Source organism: Synechococcus sp. UW86, assembly GCF_900474085.1.
Taxonomy (GTDB): Bacteria; Cyanobacteriota; Cyanobacteriia; order PCC-6307; family Cyanobiaceae; genus Parasynechococcus.
In genome coordinates this window covers 1-14,914 of record NZ_UCNU01000006.1, presented here as the reverse complement: position 1 = coordinate 14,914, position 14,914 = coordinate 1, and the positions used below count along the sequence as shown (strand labels likewise).

The 14,914-nt window shown below is 62.3% G+C and carries 20 protein-coding genes; 15 read left to right on the top strand and 5 right to left on the bottom strand.

Features of this window, described 5'->3' with window-relative positions:
- Positions 1–13 precede the first annotated feature (13 nt).
- Genes DXY04_RS01790 through DXY04_RS01780 form a run of 3 tightly spaced genes read left to right on the top strand, consistent with a single transcriptional unit; the run spans position 14 to position 3,302 of the window.
- Positions 14–1,429 carry a TrkH family potassium uptake protein gene (locus tag DXY04_RS01790; protein WP_115160743.1) on the top strand — a complete coding sequence of 472 codons (1,416 nt, stop codon included), beginning with the start codon at positions 14–16 and terminating at the stop codon, positions 1,427–1,429.
- A 24-nt stretch (positions 1,430–1,453) separates the two neighbouring features.
- Positions 1,454–2,158 (top strand): TrkA family potassium uptake protein, encoded by a 705-nt coding sequence (locus DXY04_RS01785; RefSeq protein ID WP_115160742.1) that lies wholly within the window; start codon positions 1,454–1,456, stop codon positions 2,156–2,158.
- A 4-nt stretch (positions 2,159–2,162) separates the two neighbouring features.
- On the top strand, positions 2,163–3,302 hold the full coding sequence (locus DXY04_RS01780) for an anhydro-N-acetylmuramic acid kinase (protein WP_115160741.1): 1,140 nt from the start codon (positions 2,163–2,165) through the stop codon (positions 3,300–3,302).
- Here DXY04_RS01780 and DXY04_RS01775 read toward each other — a convergent pair.
- Complete coding sequence (locus tag DXY04_RS01775; RefSeq protein WP_115160740.1) at positions 3,299–3,592, bottom strand: hypothetical protein; 294 nt, start codon at positions 3,590–3,592, stop codon at positions 3,299–3,301. The genes DXY04_RS01780 and DXY04_RS01775 overlap by 4 nt on opposite strands.
- A gap of 105 nt (positions 3,593–3,697) precedes the next feature.
- Between DXY04_RS01775 and DXY04_RS01770 the strand changes: the two genes are divergently transcribed.
- Together DXY04_RS01770 and DXY04_RS01765 are read left to right on the top strand one after the other, a co-directional pair.
- Positions 3,698–3,997, top strand: coding sequence for a hypothetical protein (locus tag DXY04_RS01770; RefSeq protein WP_114988706.1), 300 nt, complete (start codon positions 3,698–3,700; stop codon positions 3,995–3,997).
- A 47-nt stretch (positions 3,998–4,044) separates the two neighbouring features.
- Positions 4,045–4,275: a hypothetical protein gene (locus DXY04_RS01765; protein WP_115160739.1), complete on the top strand. Its 231-nt coding sequence runs from the start codon at positions 4,045–4,047 to the stop codon at positions 4,273–4,275.
- Here DXY04_RS01765 and DXY04_RS12005 read toward each other — a convergent pair.
- Positions 4,253–4,429 (bottom strand): hypothetical protein, encoded by a 177-nt coding sequence (locus DXY04_RS12005; protein ID WP_170951310.1) that lies wholly within the window; start codon positions 4,427–4,429, stop codon positions 4,253–4,255. The two genes, DXY04_RS01765 and DXY04_RS12005, sit on opposite strands and share 23 nt — an antisense overlap.
- Before the next feature lie 70 nt (positions 4,430–4,499).
- On the opposite strand from DXY04_RS12005, the gene DXY04_RS01760 reads away from it, so the two are divergent.
- Both DXY04_RS01760 and DXY04_RS01755 read left to right on the top strand, forming a co-directional pair.
- Entirely contained in the window at positions 4,500–6,224 is a 1,725-nt protein-coding gene (locus DXY04_RS01760) for an ATP-binding cassette domain-containing protein (protein WP_115160738.1), read from the top strand.
- A 114-nt stretch (positions 6,225–6,338) separates the two neighbouring features.
- Positions 6,339–6,527, top strand: coding sequence for a hypothetical protein (locus tag DXY04_RS01755; RefSeq protein WP_115160737.1), 189 nt, complete (start codon positions 6,339–6,341; stop codon positions 6,525–6,527).
- Positions 6,528–6,537: 10 nt separating this feature from the next.
- Here DXY04_RS01755 and DXY04_RS01750 read toward each other — a convergent pair whose 3' ends face one another.
- The gene (locus tag DXY04_RS01750; RefSeq protein WP_371634503.1) at positions 6,538–7,710 is read right to left on the bottom strand and encodes a trypsin-like peptidase domain-containing protein; all 1,173 of its coding nucleotides are present in this window, start codon (positions 7,708–7,710) and stop codon (positions 6,538–6,540) included.
- Between the two features lie 102 nt (positions 7,711–7,812).
- Here DXY04_RS01750 and DXY04_RS01745 point away from each other — a divergent pair, with 102 nt between their 5' ends.
- The 8 genes from DXY04_RS01745 to DXY04_RS01715 all read left to right on the top strand — a co-directional run bounded on the left by DXY04_RS01745 (position 7,813) and on the right by DXY04_RS01715 (position 13,515).
- Positions 7,813–8,085, top strand: a complete 273-nt coding sequence (locus DXY04_RS01745; protein WP_114988711.1) for a DUF2973 domain-containing protein — start codon at positions 7,813–7,815, stop codon at positions 8,083–8,085.
- Between the two features lie 33 nt (positions 8,086–8,118).
- The gene (locus DXY04_RS01740) at positions 8,119–8,502 is read left to right on the top strand and encodes a hypothetical protein (protein WP_006851931.1); all 384 of its coding nucleotides are present in this window, start codon (positions 8,119–8,121) and stop codon (positions 8,500–8,502) included.
- Positions 8,503–8,724: 222 nt separating this feature from the next.
- Entirely contained in the window at positions 8,725–11,229 is a 2,505-nt protein-coding gene (gene hrpB / locus DXY04_RS01735) for an ATP-dependent helicase HrpB (RefSeq protein WP_115160735.1), read from the top strand.
- 87 nt (positions 11,230–11,316) lie between these two features.
- Positions 11,317–11,457, top strand: a complete 141-nt coding sequence (locus DXY04_RS01730; protein WP_011365253.1) for a chlorophyll a/b-binding protein — start codon at positions 11,317–11,319, stop codon at positions 11,455–11,457.
- A 113-nt stretch (positions 11,458–11,570) separates the two neighbouring features.
- On the top strand, positions 11,571–11,747 hold the full coding sequence (locus DXY04_RS12000) for a hypothetical protein (RefSeq protein ID WP_170951309.1): 177 nt from the start codon (positions 11,571–11,573) through the stop codon (positions 11,745–11,747).
- Positions 11,737–12,900, top strand: coding sequence for an exodeoxyribonuclease VII large subunit (gene xseA / locus DXY04_RS01725; protein ID WP_115160734.1), 1,164 nt, complete (start codon positions 11,737–11,739; stop codon positions 12,898–12,900). The genes DXY04_RS12000 and xseA overlap by 11 nt, the downstream gene beginning before the upstream one ends.
- On the top strand, positions 12,900–13,169 hold the full coding sequence (gene xseB / locus DXY04_RS01720; protein ID WP_115160733.1) for an exodeoxyribonuclease VII small subunit: 270 nt from the start codon (positions 12,900–12,902) through the stop codon (positions 13,167–13,169). The genes xseA and xseB overlap by 1 nt, the downstream gene beginning before the upstream one ends.
- Positions 13,162–13,515, top strand: coding sequence for a DUF2834 domain-containing protein (locus DXY04_RS01715; protein ID WP_115009326.1), 354 nt, complete (start codon positions 13,162–13,164; stop codon positions 13,513–13,515). The genes xseB and DXY04_RS01715 overlap by 8 nt, the downstream gene beginning before the upstream one ends.
- Here the strand turns inward: DXY04_RS01715 and DXY04_RS01710 are convergent.
- Together DXY04_RS01710 and DXY04_RS01705 are read right to left on the bottom strand one after the other, a co-directional pair.
- Positions 13,491–13,841 carry a hypothetical protein gene (locus DXY04_RS01710; RefSeq protein ID WP_115160732.1) on the bottom strand — a complete coding sequence of 117 codons (351 nt, stop codon included), beginning with the start codon at positions 13,839–13,841 and terminating at the stop codon, positions 13,491–13,493. The two genes, DXY04_RS01715 and DXY04_RS01710, sit on opposite strands and share 25 nt — an antisense overlap.
- A gap of 53 nt (positions 13,842–13,894) precedes the next feature.
- Positions 13,895–14,809: a YihY/virulence factor BrkB family protein gene (locus DXY04_RS01705; RefSeq protein WP_244278546.1), complete on the bottom strand. Its 915-nt coding sequence runs from the start codon at positions 14,807–14,809 to the stop codon at positions 13,895–13,897.
- Positions 14,810–14,914 lie beyond the last annotated feature (105 nt).

Here is a 14,914-nt window from a genome sequence, read left to right as displayed (position 1 = left end):
CTCGCCCGCTCCTGTGCCGATCGGAAGAGCCATCGAACGCACCCAGGGCTGGCATCGTCGGCTCACGGTTCCCCAGTTCACTGTGGTGACTGGATTGCTGGTGGTGCTGATCGGCACGTTGCTGTTGTCCACTCCGCTGTGCTCCTCTAGCCGCGTGGGGCTTTGGGAAGCTCTGTTCACGGCCACATCAGCCATCACCGTGACGGGCCTGTCGATCATCGACATCGGCAGCGATCTCACGACCTTCGGCCAGGTGGTGCTGGCCCTGATGATCCTGGCGGGGGGCCTTGGCTTGATGGCCATCACCACATTTCTCCAGGGCTTTGTGGTGCAGGGAACAGCCCTGCGCCGCCGGTTGGACCGGGGTCAGGCCCTGGATGAATTCGGCGTGGGAGGCGTTGGGCGCACGTTTCGTGGCATTGCCCTAACCGCGACGCTGGTGATCCTGGTGGGAGCTGTGATCCTTTATCACTTCGGCTTCGATGACATCCCCAACCAGGGCGAACGCCTCTGGGCTGCGGTTTTCCACAGCATCTCGGCCTACAACAACGCGGGATTCGGACTCTGGAGCGACAGCCTCGAGCGCTACCGCAGCAACGGGGTTGTGAATGCCGTGGTGATGCTGCTGATCGTGGCCGGCGGCCTGGGATGGCGGGTCACCAGCGATCTGACCACACAGCTGCTGCGCAGACGGCGAAGCCGGCGGCGGCTGAGCCTGCACTCCCGCCTGGTGCTGCGCACCACCCTTCTTTTGATCGTCTTCGGGGCAGGGGGGCTGACCCTGACGGAATGGTTGAACCAGGGGGAGATCTTCGCTGGCATGCCCTGGTCTGAGCGCTGGCTCACAGCCCTGTTCAAATCCGTCACGGCACGCACAGCCGGCTTCAGCACCCTTCCGCTCTCGCTCGACACCGTCACCGAATCAAGCCTGCTGTTGCTGATGGTGCTGATGTTCATCGGGGCCAGCCCGGGCGGCACCGGTGGCGGGATCAAAACCACCACCGTGGCCGCCTTGATGGCGGCCACCCGCTCCACCCTGCGGGGCCGGGAGGTGGTGGTGATACGCAACAGAAGCATCAGCGACAAGGTGGTGCTGAGGGCCGTCGGCATCACGGTGGGCTCCCTGCTGTTCGTGATGGCCATGGCGATGCTGATCAGCATCGCCAGCAATTTGAACGGGAAGGATTCATTCACCTTTATGGAAATGCTGTTCACCTGCATCTCCGCTTTTGCCACGGTGGGGCTTGATCTGGGAGTCACCGTCGAACTCCCCCGTTTCGGCCAGGCGGTGCTGATGGTGGGAATGTTTGTGGGACGGCTGGGGATCCTGTTGCTGCTGAGTGCGATCTGGGAAGCGATGACGCAGGAACAAATCCAGATGAATCGCCAGAATCGAGTCGGTTACCCCAGCGAGGATCTGTATGTCTGAGCGTGATCAGCGGGGGAGGCAGCAATGAAGGAGTGGTGGCAGTGGAGCCCGGCCCAGGGCAGCGAACGACTCGGCTTCGCGATCATCGGCGTGGGCCGTTTCGGCATCGCCGTTTGCCGGGAACTGCTTCAAAACGGAGCTGATGTGCTGGCCGTGGACCGATCAGAGCGTGCGGTGGATGAACTGCGTCAGGTGGAGCCCAGCGTGGAGGCCCGCGTCGTGGACTGCACCGACGAAGAGGCCCTGCGGGAAGCCGGCGTGCTCGACATGGGCACCGTGGTGGTGGCGATCAGTGAACCGATCGAGGCCAGCATCACCGCAACCTTGATCGCCAAAGACAGCGAAGGCAGCCGCGTGCGACAGGTGATCGCAAGGGCAACGAGCGATCTCCACGAAAAAATGCTGAAGCGGGTTGGGGCCGACCGGGTGATCTTTCCCTCGCGCATGCAGGGGGAGCGCCTGGGGCTTGAGCTGGTGCGCCCCAACCTGATGGAAAGGCTGGCCCTGGATGAACAGCACTGCATCGAGGAAATCAAGGTTCCGGAACCGTTTGTGGGGCGCTCGCTGCGGGATCTGAATCTGCGCAAGAACTTCAGGGTGAACGTGCTGGCGGCAGGACCGCAAAGCAGCTTGATGGTGAACCCACCCGCCTCCCACGTGCTGGAGGAGGGGCACCTGCTGGTGGTGATGGGACTGGTGGACGACCTGCAACGGCTCCCAAAAAACTGAGCCGATGCACTGCCTCGGGCTGATGAGCGGAACCAGCGCTGACGGTGTTGATGCCGTGCTGGCGCACTTCGACGGCCCACCCCAGCGTCCTCAGTGGTCCCTGCTTCGCCACCACCATCAGCCCTATCCGCTCGAACTGCAGCGGCAGGTGGTGGCCGCCGGCCAGGGCGCACCGATGCCGGCAGCCCTCTGGCTGGAGCTGGCGGAAGCCATCACTGAGGTGCAAGCCGAGGCGGCCCTAGCCTGCGACCCCGATGCCAAAGCTGAGCTGATCGGCTGCCATGGCCAGACCGTCTGGCACCGTCCGCCGGCCCGGGGAGCACGAGGGGCCAGCTGGCAAATGCTGCAGGCCCCACTGCTGGCCCATCGGCTGCAAAGACCGGTGGTGCATGACTTCCGCGCTGCTGATCTGGCATTGGGAGGACAGGGAGCACCGCTCGTGCCTCGGGCCGATGCGGCACTTCTGGGGAGCACGCAGGGCTGGCGGGCAGTGCTGAATCTGGGCGGCATTGCCAACATCACCCTCATCCCCCCCTGCGGTGGAGTGGATCGGCATGCCGCGATCTTGGGATGGGACTGCGGCCCCGCCAACAGCCTGCTCGACCTGGGCATGCGTCACTTCACCAACGGTGCCCAAAGCTTCGACAAGGGTGGAGCGATGGCAGCGCAGGGCCAAGCGGATGAGGGCTGGATCCAGCGCTGGCTCCAGGAGAAGTACTTCCAGCTGGCACCACCGAAATCCACGGGACGGGAGTGTTTCGGACAGGACGACCTCAACCGGCGCCTGCAACAGCTCGGTGGTGCCTCAGCGGCAGATGCCATCGCCACCCTGACGGCCTTTTCCGCCGCTGTGGTTGCCCAGGATCTGGCGCAGACGCGCCAGATCCTGGGCATCGCACCGATCGAACTGATCACAGCCGGAGGTGGCAGCCAAAACCCGGTGTTGATCCATGAGCTGAGGCGGCGCTGCCGGGGCGTGCAGATCGATGCAAGCAGCTGCCTGGGGGTGCCGACGGAAGCCCGAGAAGCGCTGGTCTTCGCGTTGCTGGCCTGGTGGCACCACAGGGGGCATCCCGGCAATGTGCCAGCTGTCACTGGAGCCTGTCGGGAGACCGTGCTCGGCACGCGGGTGGAACCGGCCTAACCGGGCCGGTGCAGGCGGAGGCGCCGGGGGGCGCCCCTCAGACGGCGGGGCTGCTGTGATTCCAGGGCGGACCGCAGGCGCTCCTCGCGGGACGGCGCCGGTGCGGACGCCTCCAACTCCTGCTCATGGCGCTGAACCCCCTGCTGGATCAGCACCCTCGCCATGTTGCTCACCGTGCGGGATTCCAGCTCCGCCATCGCCGTGAGACGCGCACAGAGATCCTCAGGCAGAACCACCTGAATTCTCGGGGACTTGGGCTTCCCGCTGGATGAGGTCTGACGGGTGGGCACGACCGGATCCCCAGGGAGGGGCTCTGCTACTAAAAAGTGTACAGAGATGGTCAAGGGTAGTATCCATGACTATGGTGGGGGCATTGGTCCTCCTCGGAGTACCCCATGACCCAAGCCACACCTCGCTCTCGTCGCAGCCCAGCCGGCACCCGCGCTCGGTCCCGACGCCCCCGTCGCAGCGCTGAAAACAGTGACGTGCTGGTGTCAGCCGTGATCAGCACCTATCTGCTGACCCACCTGCACCACGTGTTGCAACGGGCCGAATACGGCGCTTCCCAGGAAGGGCGCAGCACCCAGGCCGCCAACTACGCCCAACTGCGCAAGGTGCTCTGCATGGACGCTCGCAGCATGAAGGACGCCTCGGCCCTGGGGCAGCACGATGACGGCATCGAACAAGCTGCCTGACAAGACTCTGCGTGCTGAATAGCGTTTGAGCAGTTGCTCAGATCGCGATGGCTTCCAACGCCGCATCGCTGTACGCCCGAATCAGCAGCAATCCGGAACAGACCCAGGCCCTGTTCCGTCAGGCGCTCCAGGATCCCAACGGCGCCATGGCCAGCATCTGCAGCCTGGGCGACCAGCTGGGGCTTCCCGTCACGACCCAGGACGTGCGCGACCATCTGGCCAGCCTTGACGACGACGACAGCAAGCGCTGGCTCATCAAGGCGAGAGGCGGTCTGTGAGCTCGGGGGCTTCGGGCGTCAGAAGGGCCTGGGGCTCAGCGCCCTCACGGCGTTCGTAGCCGCCACCTCCGGCCCAACTGAAGAAGAGCAGATAACTCACAATCGCCAGTCCTGCGGCCACCACAAGAGCGGCCAGCTGTTCCAGTTTCAGCATGGCGGCCAGCCTCCGGGAACCTTCACCAGTTTGCCGACAGGGATGATGGGGGGCATCACGCCTTCCGCCGGTGCTGCGACTCGAAAACGTCAGCAAGATCTACCCCACCGGGGAAGTGCTCCGGGCCGTGACCTGGGAGGTGAAACCCGGAGACAGGATCGGTCTGGTGGGGGTGAACGGCGCCGGCAAGTCCACCCAGATGCGTCTGATCGCCGGGCACGAAGAGCCCACCAGCGGCCAGGTGGTTCGGCAGGGGGAGCCCCGCATCGCCTATCTCCAGCAGGAATTCGACGTGGACCTGGAGCGCACCGTGCGCCAGGAGCTGTTTCAAGCCTTCGGCGAAGCGGCCGAGGTCATGAACCAGCAGCAGCAGGTGGAAGAGGCGATGGGCTCCGAACGGGCAGCGGAGGATCCCGACCATCTTGACCAGCTGATCCAAGAACTGGGAAAGCTGCAGAGCCGTTTCGAAGCACTGCATGGCTACGAACTCGATGCCCGCATCGACAAGCTCCTGCCCACGATCGGCTTCACCCCGGAGGGTGCTGAGCTGCAGGTGAAGGACTATTCCGGGGGCTGGCAGATGCGGATTGCCCTGGGAAAAATCCTGCTGCAGGAACCGGATCTTCTGCTGCTCGACGAACCCACCAACCATCTGGATGTCGAAACCATCCAGTGGCTGGAGAACTACCTGCTGGAGCAGAGCGCAGCCCTTGTGGTGATCAGCCATGACCGCACCTTCCTCGATCGGGTCTGCAATCAGATCGTTTCCACCGAACGGGGGGTGTCCCGCAGCTACCTCGGCAACTACACCGCCCACCTGGAGCAGAAACAACTGGAGCGGGAGGCCACACAGGCGGCCTTCGAACGGCAACAGAAAGAGATCGCCACACAACAGGCCTACATCGATCGCTTCCGTGCCAGTGCCACCCGCAGCACCCAGGCCAAAAGCCGTGAGAAGCAGCTGGACAAAGTGGAACGGGTGGAGGCACCGATCGAATCCGTGGCCGGGCCGAGTTTTCAGTTCCCGCCTGCCCCGCGCTCCGGCGCACAGGTTGCCCTGATCGACAACGTCACCCACAGCTATGGAGACAAAATCCTGTTCCTGGGGGCTGAACTGGAGGTGGAACGGGGCGACCGAATCGCCTTCGTGGGCCCCAATGGTGCGGGAAAGTCCACCTTGCTGCGCCTGGTGATGGGGGTTGAACCCCCCGATGAAGGCAGTGCACGGCTTGGGGAGCACAACGTGATTGCGGGGTACTTCGAACAGAACCAGGCCGAAGCCCTGGATCTGTCCAAGACCGTGATCGACACGATGTACGAAGCGGTTCCCGACTGGACCCAGACCCAGGTTCGTTCGCTGCTGGGCAGTTTCTGCTTCAGCAACGACACGGTGTTCAAGGAAGTCGGGAAGCTCAGCGGCGGAGAGAAAGCCCGTCTGGCCCTGGCCCTGATGCTGCTCACCCCCTGCAATCTGCTGGTTCTGGATGAGCCCACCAATCACCTCGACATCCCCGCCAAGCAGATGCTTGAGGACGCCTTGATGGCCTACGAGGGAGCCGCGCTGCTGGTCTCCCACGACCGCTATTTCATCTCCCGCGTCGCCAATCGCATCGTGGAACTGCGGGACGGCGAACTGGTGATGTATCGCGGGGATTACAACTACTACCTCGAGAAGAAAGAGGAGGAAAGGGCAGCCGCCAAGGAGAAAGAACTGGCTGCAGAACGGGAAGCCAAGCGGAAGGCCAACAAGGAGAAGCAGAAGGCACGCGACGCCCGCCGTAAAAAGGCGGCCTGACTGGCATCAGGCGACGGCAACGAAAACTTCACACAGGTTTAGGCAGGAAGACTTATTTCTCTTTACCTGCTGTTTTCATCTGCATAGGCTGACAAAACTGACCTTCCAGCCCCGATGAGCATGGTTCCCGGCCCCGGCAACAGCGAACCCATTGGCGGTTCAACAGCCCCCGGTCCGCCCCCCCATGAGCAGACCTGGGACGCCGTGGAAACCTATTTCCAGTGCATCACCACCTGTTCGCTCGACGATGGCGACTGCATCACCCAATGCGTCGAACAACTGAGGGACGCCGACGACGCCTGAGCCAAAAGCTTCAGCCAGGAGCCAAGGCCGACAAATCGACGGGCTTGACGTTGATCGAGACCCGCTCCTGAGCTCGCTGCACCTCGAGCGCAACCGTGGCACCGACACCGCGGCGTTCAATGGCACTGACCACCGCAGCTGGGCCATCAACCACCTGGCCATCGAAGCGAAGGATCACATCATCCACCTTGAGCCCGGCGCGGTCCGCCGGCCCTCCAGGTTGAACAGCGCGAATCACCGCACCGGGCGGCACCGGGGAGGTGGGGGTGGGCCGGGGCACCGGAGACAGACGGATGCCGATCACCGGATGACGGGCCTTGCCGCTGGCCACCAGCTGCTGGGCAATGGTTCGAGCCCGATTGATCGGAATGGCAAAACCCAGGCCTGCCCCAGGCCCTGATCGCACCAAGGTATTGATGCCGATCACCTCACCGTCGGCATTGAGCAGTGGCCCGCCCGAATTACCAGGATTGATCGCCGCGTCGGTCTGAATCAGGTCAAGACGTTTGCCGGAAATTCCCAGCTGAGCAACGTTGCGGTTGAGGTTGCTGATGATTCCCAGAGTCACCGTGCTCTCCAGGCCAAAGGGATTGCCCACGGCAATCGCCCAGTCGCCCACGCTGAGCCGGTCGGAATCCCCCAGGTCCGCGACTGGCCAGGGCCCGGAGCCCTCCAGGCGCACCACCGCGAGATCGGTGAGGCTGTCTTTGCCCACCACTCGGGCAGGCACCCTCCTGCCATCGGAGAGGTCCACGGTGAGTTGATCCGCCCCCTCCACCACATGGGCATTGGTGAGCAACAGGCCCTTGGCATCGAAGATCACTCCACTGCCTTGGCCACGCTGCACCCTGGAGCGCGGAGCTGTGGCGCGTGGGATGCCGAAGAAGTGGCGAAACAAAGGGTCCTGCATCAGGGCCGGCGGCACACCCGCAACACTGGACTGATTGACGGTCCGCGCCGTCTCCAAGCTGACCACTGCCGGACCACTGCGCTTTACAGCGGCAGCCACAAACGAGCCGCGACGGATCTCCGGGCGCGCCACGGCTTGCTGAGAGCCAACGATCAAGGGAAGCAACGACACGCCGGCCACCAGCAATCCCCCCGCCAGAGCAGAGGCGACAAGCGAGCGGGACGGGGAGTTCACCACAGCTTCAGGGCGATCGGCTGCCTCGACGCTACGCAAAGCAGATCCGAAAACAGCCACGTTCCGTGTCAAAGCTGTGACCACATGCGACCGGGGTCCCGATAGCGTGAGAATGCAGATACTCAGCTGGGTCGGAGGGTCATGCTCGGTTCGCTGTTTCCCCTCATCTACGGAGCGCTGTTCGTGGCCCTGTTGTGGCAGGCCTTCCGCGTGATGAGCAAGGGTTTCCGCGCTGCCAGCGGTCCGATCAACAGCGCGCCCAGCAACGCTCCGAACGACCGCACAGGCCAGGTCACCGTCCACCCAGAACTTCTGGACAGCGAGGGACGGATCACGGAAGAGGCCCTGCTGACGGTGCGCTTCGGCGGTGACGATGACGAAGCCTCGACGGCCGCGGGACCCGGCACTGAATAAATTGGGCGCTTGAAGTCGACAGGGGTCGCCTGAGTGGATCAGAGAACACGCATCGTTGCCGCGGTCATCAAAGGCCTCAAGCTGCCACCACGGTTTCGGCTTCGGCTGATGAAGGAAGACCCCGTCCGCCTGGAATTGAGCCTGACTCCGGCCTACGGCAAGGACCCCATCACCGTGGGACTTGTGGAATCTCTTGATCTCGTGGCCCGTCGTGACCGGGAAGGCCGGATCCCCCGCGACCTTCAGGGCACCTGGGACTGGACGGTCCGCCACGGCCAGGTAAGCACCGGAGGCTGGAATCCCTATCTCAAGGAAGCCCTGCAGACCATGTTCGAAACCGGACTCCCGGCCATCGTGTTTGAAGAACTCACCGGCGAGGAGTACCACCCCGTGGATGGGACCCGCCACGTGCGCTGATCCGGCACGGGTTTTCTGTAAAGGCGTGCGAATGAATGCAGCAATGCCACTGACAAGGGGGCTAGACCGGAATTAATCCGGCCTTTAAGAAAGTCTTCATGGCCTCCCTTGTCGTTTCCATCGGCCCGCTGGTGCGGCTGTTGGCGGCCGTCGGCGCCATCAGCAGCCTGGTGCTGTTCGGCCTGATGAATCTCATCCCGTGAATCGAGCGGCAACACCGCGTTGAGCCAGTTCCCGATCGACGCCCTGTTGGAGCAGATCTGTTCTGCGGTCCGCCCAGGGGAAACGGTTCTGCTCCAGGCACCGCCGGGGGCGGGCAAGACCACACGGGTCCCCCTGGCGCTGATTGGAGCCCTGACGGAAGGCCAGAGCGTTCTTGAAGAGCATCAGAAAATCTGGATGATCGAGCCGCGGCGACTGGCCACCAAAGCGGCCGCCGCCCGTCTTGCCGAGAGCCTTGGGGAAGACATCGGCGCGCGCATCGGTTATGCCGTGCGCGGGGAAAAGAAGCGATCCAATCGCACCCAGGTGGAAGTGATCACCGACGGCCTCTTCCTGCGGCGCTTGCAGAGCGATCCCTCGCTCGATGGGGTGGGGTGCGTGATCTTCGATGAATTTCATGAGCGGGGGCGGGATGCGGACCTATCCCTCGCCTTGCTGCGCGAGGCGAGGCCTCTACTGAATCCAGATCTCGCCGTGATCTTGATGTCAGCCACGCTGGATCTATCCGATCTGAGGGAACGGCTGCCCGAAGCAACGGTGCTGGAAAGCCCGGGCCGCTGTTACCCGGTGGACACGCACCACCAACCACCACGGCCGGACGAACCCCTGCCGAAACAGGTGTTGCGCGCCATCGAGCAACACGCCCTCGACCAACCGCAGGGCAGCGGGGTTCTGGTCTTCCTGCCGGGGCTGGCGGAGATTGAACGCTGCAGACAGATCCTGACGGCCGCCCCGTCCCTGCAGAACTGGAAGATTCAGGCGCTGCACGGTCAGCTGCCCTTGCAGCAGCAGAGTTCAGCCCTGCAGCGCTGCGAGCCCAACCAAGACGGCAGCATCATCCTGGCCAGCGCCATTGCCGAGAGCTCTCTCACGATTGATGGGGTGCGCCTGGTGATTGACAGCGGCCTCAGCCGTCAACTGCGTTACGACCCCAACACCCGCATGGAGGGCCTGGAGACCACCGTCTCCAGCCTGGCCAGTGCGGAACAGCGCCGGGGCCGGGCAGGCCGGCAATGCCCGGGCCACTGCATCCGCCTCTGGTCACCGGCAGAGCAACAGCGGCGCCCCCCCTTTCACCCCCCTGAACTGCTGCTGGCCGATCCCCAGCCCGTGCTGATGGAACTGGCCCAATGGGGGGCTGGACTGGGGGAAGAGCTGCCGTGGCTGGACCCTCCCCCCTCAGCAGCCATGCAAGAGGGACAGCACGGCCTGCAGCAGCTCGGCCTGCTGGAGCACGACGGCCGGATCAGCGAGCGGGGGCGGCTGATCGGCGGCCTCGGCGTTCACCCCCGTCTCGGCATGCTGCTGGTGGAAGCCCACGAACAGGGCGTCCCCCAGCTGGGCTGTGATCTGGCGGCCATCCTCAGCGAACGGGATCCGTTCGATCGCCGCCAGATCGGCAGCGATCTCGAAGCTCGGCTCAACAGCATCCAGCGCCATCCATCCCTACGAACGCTCAGCCAGCAGCTTCGCCGCCAACTGAAGCGACTGGGTGCCTCACACCAGAAACGAGACGCCTCCGTCAATGCTGGCGATCTGATCCTGGCGGCCTTTCCGGAATGGCTGGCTCAACAGCGTCCAGGCCAGGTCGGTCGCTATCAGCTGCGTCAGGGCCGCGGCGCCACGCTGCTGCCCTGGGATCCGCTCCAGGGCAGTCCAGCCCTGGCCGTCGCCAGGGTCGACATGGGCGGCCGGGACACTCAGATCCAGATGGCCGTGGCCCTGAGCCAGAGCACCCTGGAGAGCATCGCTGAGCGGGACGGCCACTGGCAGGACGAGGCCAGCTGGGATCCCGAACGCCAGCGGGTCCGTGCCGAACGCCAGCTCAAACTGGGGGCATTGGTGGTGCGCCGAACGCCACAACCTTCGCCAGCTGCAGCGCTGTGCCGAACCCTGCTGCTCGAGCAGCTGAAGAAGGATGCCAGCCTTGATGCCCTGCCCTGGACGGACAACAGCGATCAGCTGCGCCAACGGCTGGCATGGATGCACCAACAAGTGGGCGTCCCCTGGCCTGATCGCGACCTAACAACCCTGCTGGAGCAAGCCGACATCTGGCTAGGTCCAAGCCTGGAGGGCTGCCTGGGCTGGAGCGACATCACCGCGACAGCCTTGGAAGAAGCACTCTGGGGCGATCTGGATTGGAGCTTCAGGCAACAGCTTGATGACCTGCTGCCGCGCCGCATCCCGATCCCCTCCGGCCGGCAAGCCACGCTGCTTTACACCGCCGACGAAGTGATCCTCGCCGTGAAATTGCAGGAGATGTTCGGATCTGACGACGGTCCTCACGTGCTGAATGGCCGAATCCCCATCACGCTGGAGCTGCTCTCACCAGCCGGACGCCCCCTGCAACGCACCCGCGCCCTCAAAGGCTTCTGGGAAGGCAGCTACCAGGAGGTGCGCCGGGAAATGCGAGGCCGCTACCCCAAGCACCCCTGGCCCGAAGACCCCCGCCAGGCGCTGCCGACGGCCCGGATCAAGCGCAAAACAAATGGTCAGCAATCCTGACCAGAAAAAGCCCGGCGGGTAGCCGTTAACACACTCAACAAAACTCCAACCTTTGTTACATTGGCTTACAACCAACCGGTTCAACCCATGTCTGACAACGCACGCTTCGGTTTCGTCAACTTCGCTGAGACCTGGAACGGTCGTCTGGCCATGCTGGGCATCGTGATCGGCCTCGGCACCGAGCTCCTGACTGGCCAGGGCATTCTGTCCCAGATCGGCCTCGGCTGATTTTCGCTCCGCGGATTCGCAGAACCCCTCGGCTCGCCCGGGGGGTTTTTTGTTGCCTCTCCACCAGCCACCGCTGATGCAGCACAGTGGGGAGGATTCCGCTGAGGCAGTCGTTGGCACCGCTTTACGTTCAGAACAGACGTGATGGATCAAGGCTGCTCAGCAGCGCCTTGGTGATCTGCACGATTGGTGCCACCCAGATCCAACAGCACTGGGGCGTTCTGCTGACCAGCATCTCGGCCGTTGTCTGCATCTACTGGGGTTACGCCTACAGCCGCCTTGAGCGTTGATCGTCTTCCGACCTATTCCGTTGCTGAGCTGAACACAGCCATCGGCAGCCTGCTGGAACGCGGCTTTGCGCCGCGTTTTTTGCTGGAGGCCACGGTCTCCCGGCCTCAACTCAAAAAGGGCCACCTCTGGCTCACCCTCACCGACGGCTCCGCCAGCATTTCCGGTGTGGTGTGGGCTTCGAAGCTGGCCCAATTGAGCTATCAACCCAAAGACGGTGACGGCGTCACCGTGGTGGGCAAGCTCAATTTCTGGGCAGCACGAGCCAGCCTCACCGTTCAGGCGCTGGACATCCGGCCAAGCCTCAGCACGGTGCTGCGCGACTTTGAACGGGTGCGGCAACTGCTGGAACAGGAGGGGGTGATCGACCCAAGCCATCAGAGGCCGCTTCCGAGACAACCCGCCTCGATCGCGGTGCTCACCAGCGTGCCCAGTTCCGCCCTGGCCGACATGCTCCGCACCGCGGCGGAACGCTGGCCCATGACGCAGCTGATCGTGGTGCCAATTCCAGTGCAGGGTTCCGTGGCACCGACGATCATCAGCACCCTGGAAGCCTTGGCCGAGCACACAGATGAGTTGGGACTGGACGCTTTGGTGCTCGCCCGCGGCGGTGGCAGCCGGGAAGGCCTGGCGGTGTTCGACAACGAGGCGCTTTGCCGCCTCCTGGCGAACTACCCCATACCGGTGGTGACAGGCCTAGGACATGAGGATGATCTCACCGTCGCCGATCTGGTGGCAGACCATCGTGCAGCCACGCCCACGGCAGCGATCGTGGCCTTGCTGCCCGACCGCGAGGCGGAACGCCAGGGACTGGCGCAGCGGCAAAGCCGATTGAAAGACGCGCTGCTGGGGAGAATCCTTCGCGAACGTCAGCGTCTTCAGGATCGAGACGTAGCCCTTCAACAACAGTCTCCACTGGAAAAGATCAAACGCCAACGCCAGGCACTGGCTCAAAGGCACCAATTGCTCAAGGCACTATCACCGGAACGCTGGCTGAAACGCGGCTTGGCTCTGATCAGCAACAGCGCCGGCGACCCCATTTCAGATCTGGAATCCGTCAAAATCGGTGATCAGCTCAACATTCGAATGAGCGACGGAAGCCTTGAAGCTCGGGTCGATCAGATCCAGCCCAGTGCACCCACCACCTCCTCCTGATGAGCAAGCGCCAAGTCAGTAAAGAGCAACGCGATCGCCTCGAAAGGTGGCGAAAGGATGCCAAGACACTGAGCTACGAGGAAGCAATGCAGGCTTTGGATCTGCTGCTTGCTGAACTACAGAACGAGAGTGTTCCGTTGGCGGACTTGCAGCAAAAAGTGCTCCATGGCGAGGTGTATCTGAACCGGTGTCAGAGCCTGCTCGACAGCGTGGAGCAGTCGATTGTCGAGCTTGATCCCACAACTCTCAAAGCCACAACCGATGCGTAAAGCCCTGCCTTGGATCTATCTGCTTCTTGCTGTGTTAGGAGCGATCCTGCCCTGGAAGGCCAACCTGGAATTCATCGCCGAAAGCGGTGGACAAGCCTTCGATCTGGCACGATTCATCGCAGATGCCAGCAGCACAGCAGCATCACGCTCCTTAAGCGCTGATCTGCTGGTGGGGGCCAGTGCCGTGACGCTGTGGATCTGTGTGGAAGGACCACGTCAGAAGATCAAAGGCTGGTGGCTGGCCATCCCTTTGAGCTTCGGCGTGGCCTTTGCCTGCGCTGCTCCATTTTTCTTGTTCCTGCGGGAACGACAGTTGCAGGCTCAGGAATCGGAATCCACATCCTGAGCCACCACGTCAATGGTGAGATCACTGGCAGGCACAGACGGTGCTGCTGCACTCGCTGGGCTATCTCCCTCAATGGCGTAGGGCGTGCCGCAGACGGCACAGACTGCTGCCCCCTTCAGACCCGTGGCACCGCAGGCAGTACAGCTGATCATCCTGGACTGCAAAAGCTTCCAACCAATCCAACCAAGACCCGAAAGGATCAAAGGAAGTGCCACAAGAGCCAGCAACACACCACCGGCGAGATCAAGCAAGAGACGACCGGCAGCAGTTGGCAGCAGCAGGAGCAACACAACTCCAATCCACAACACTGCGGGTGGTCGATTCATGGGCTTCAACGGAAAAGGTCCGTTGAATCAGCTTCGCAGAGTTGAATCAAACTTCAAGGCATCATGCTGTTCGGTTCCCCGAGCCGAGGCTTTGCAAGACGAACTGCCGCCAATTCCACACTCAAACACTGGCCGAAATAAAGAATCACACCCACCAACCACACCCAAAGCGTTAACACCAAAACACCACCAATCACGCCATAGGCCTGATAGCGATTACCCAGAGAAACAATGCTCAAACTCAGAATTTTATTGAGAAAAGCGAGGCCGAATCCGATCAACAATGAGCCAGGAATGAGGGGAATCGCAGGGACACGACGGCTTGGCAACACCACCTGAAGCAACCAGGCCATCAAGGACAAGATCAACGCGGGTACAAGGATCCGCCCGAGGGGAAGAATGGGACTGGAGCTCACGAAACCCATCAAACCGGGAATAAATCCATCCAAAATGCCAAGAATGTCCTCAGGAAGCTGCCCGATACTGAGCACCAACTGTTGATAAACGATCAAAATAGATATGGCAAAAACCGTCAGAAAAGCTTCGACTCGCGTTCTACAGAACTGTCCAACCTGTTGCCACCAAGACAAACCGATTGATGGCTCGGGCAGAATCTCAGACCACAAGCGATCAGCTCCACGCTGGAGCGTTAAATAAGCATTACTGGCCGTAAGAAGCAAAACGACAACACCGAGGATTCCAGCGCCAAAGCCTTGATCCACCAACCCACGCAAGGTCGAATCGACAAGGCTGGTTGCTGACGGCGGTAAGACCTGCGTCACCGAGGCCAACACATTATCCACACTGTCCGTTTTGCCAAACACCCTTGCGGCAACAGACAGCGCAATCAGAAGCAGCGGAAAGAACGACTGAAGAACGAAATATGCAAAAGCAGCACTTAAATCAACACACTCAGCATTATTCCAACGCTGACAAGCCTTCCAAATCTGGCCACTTAAACGTCGCACTAGTGAACGTCTTGGCACAGATGAGCGCAAAAAACTACCAAAACCTTACAACAAAAAAGCCACCTCAAGGAGAGGTGGCTTCTTCGTGGGTGGTGATGGTGATTG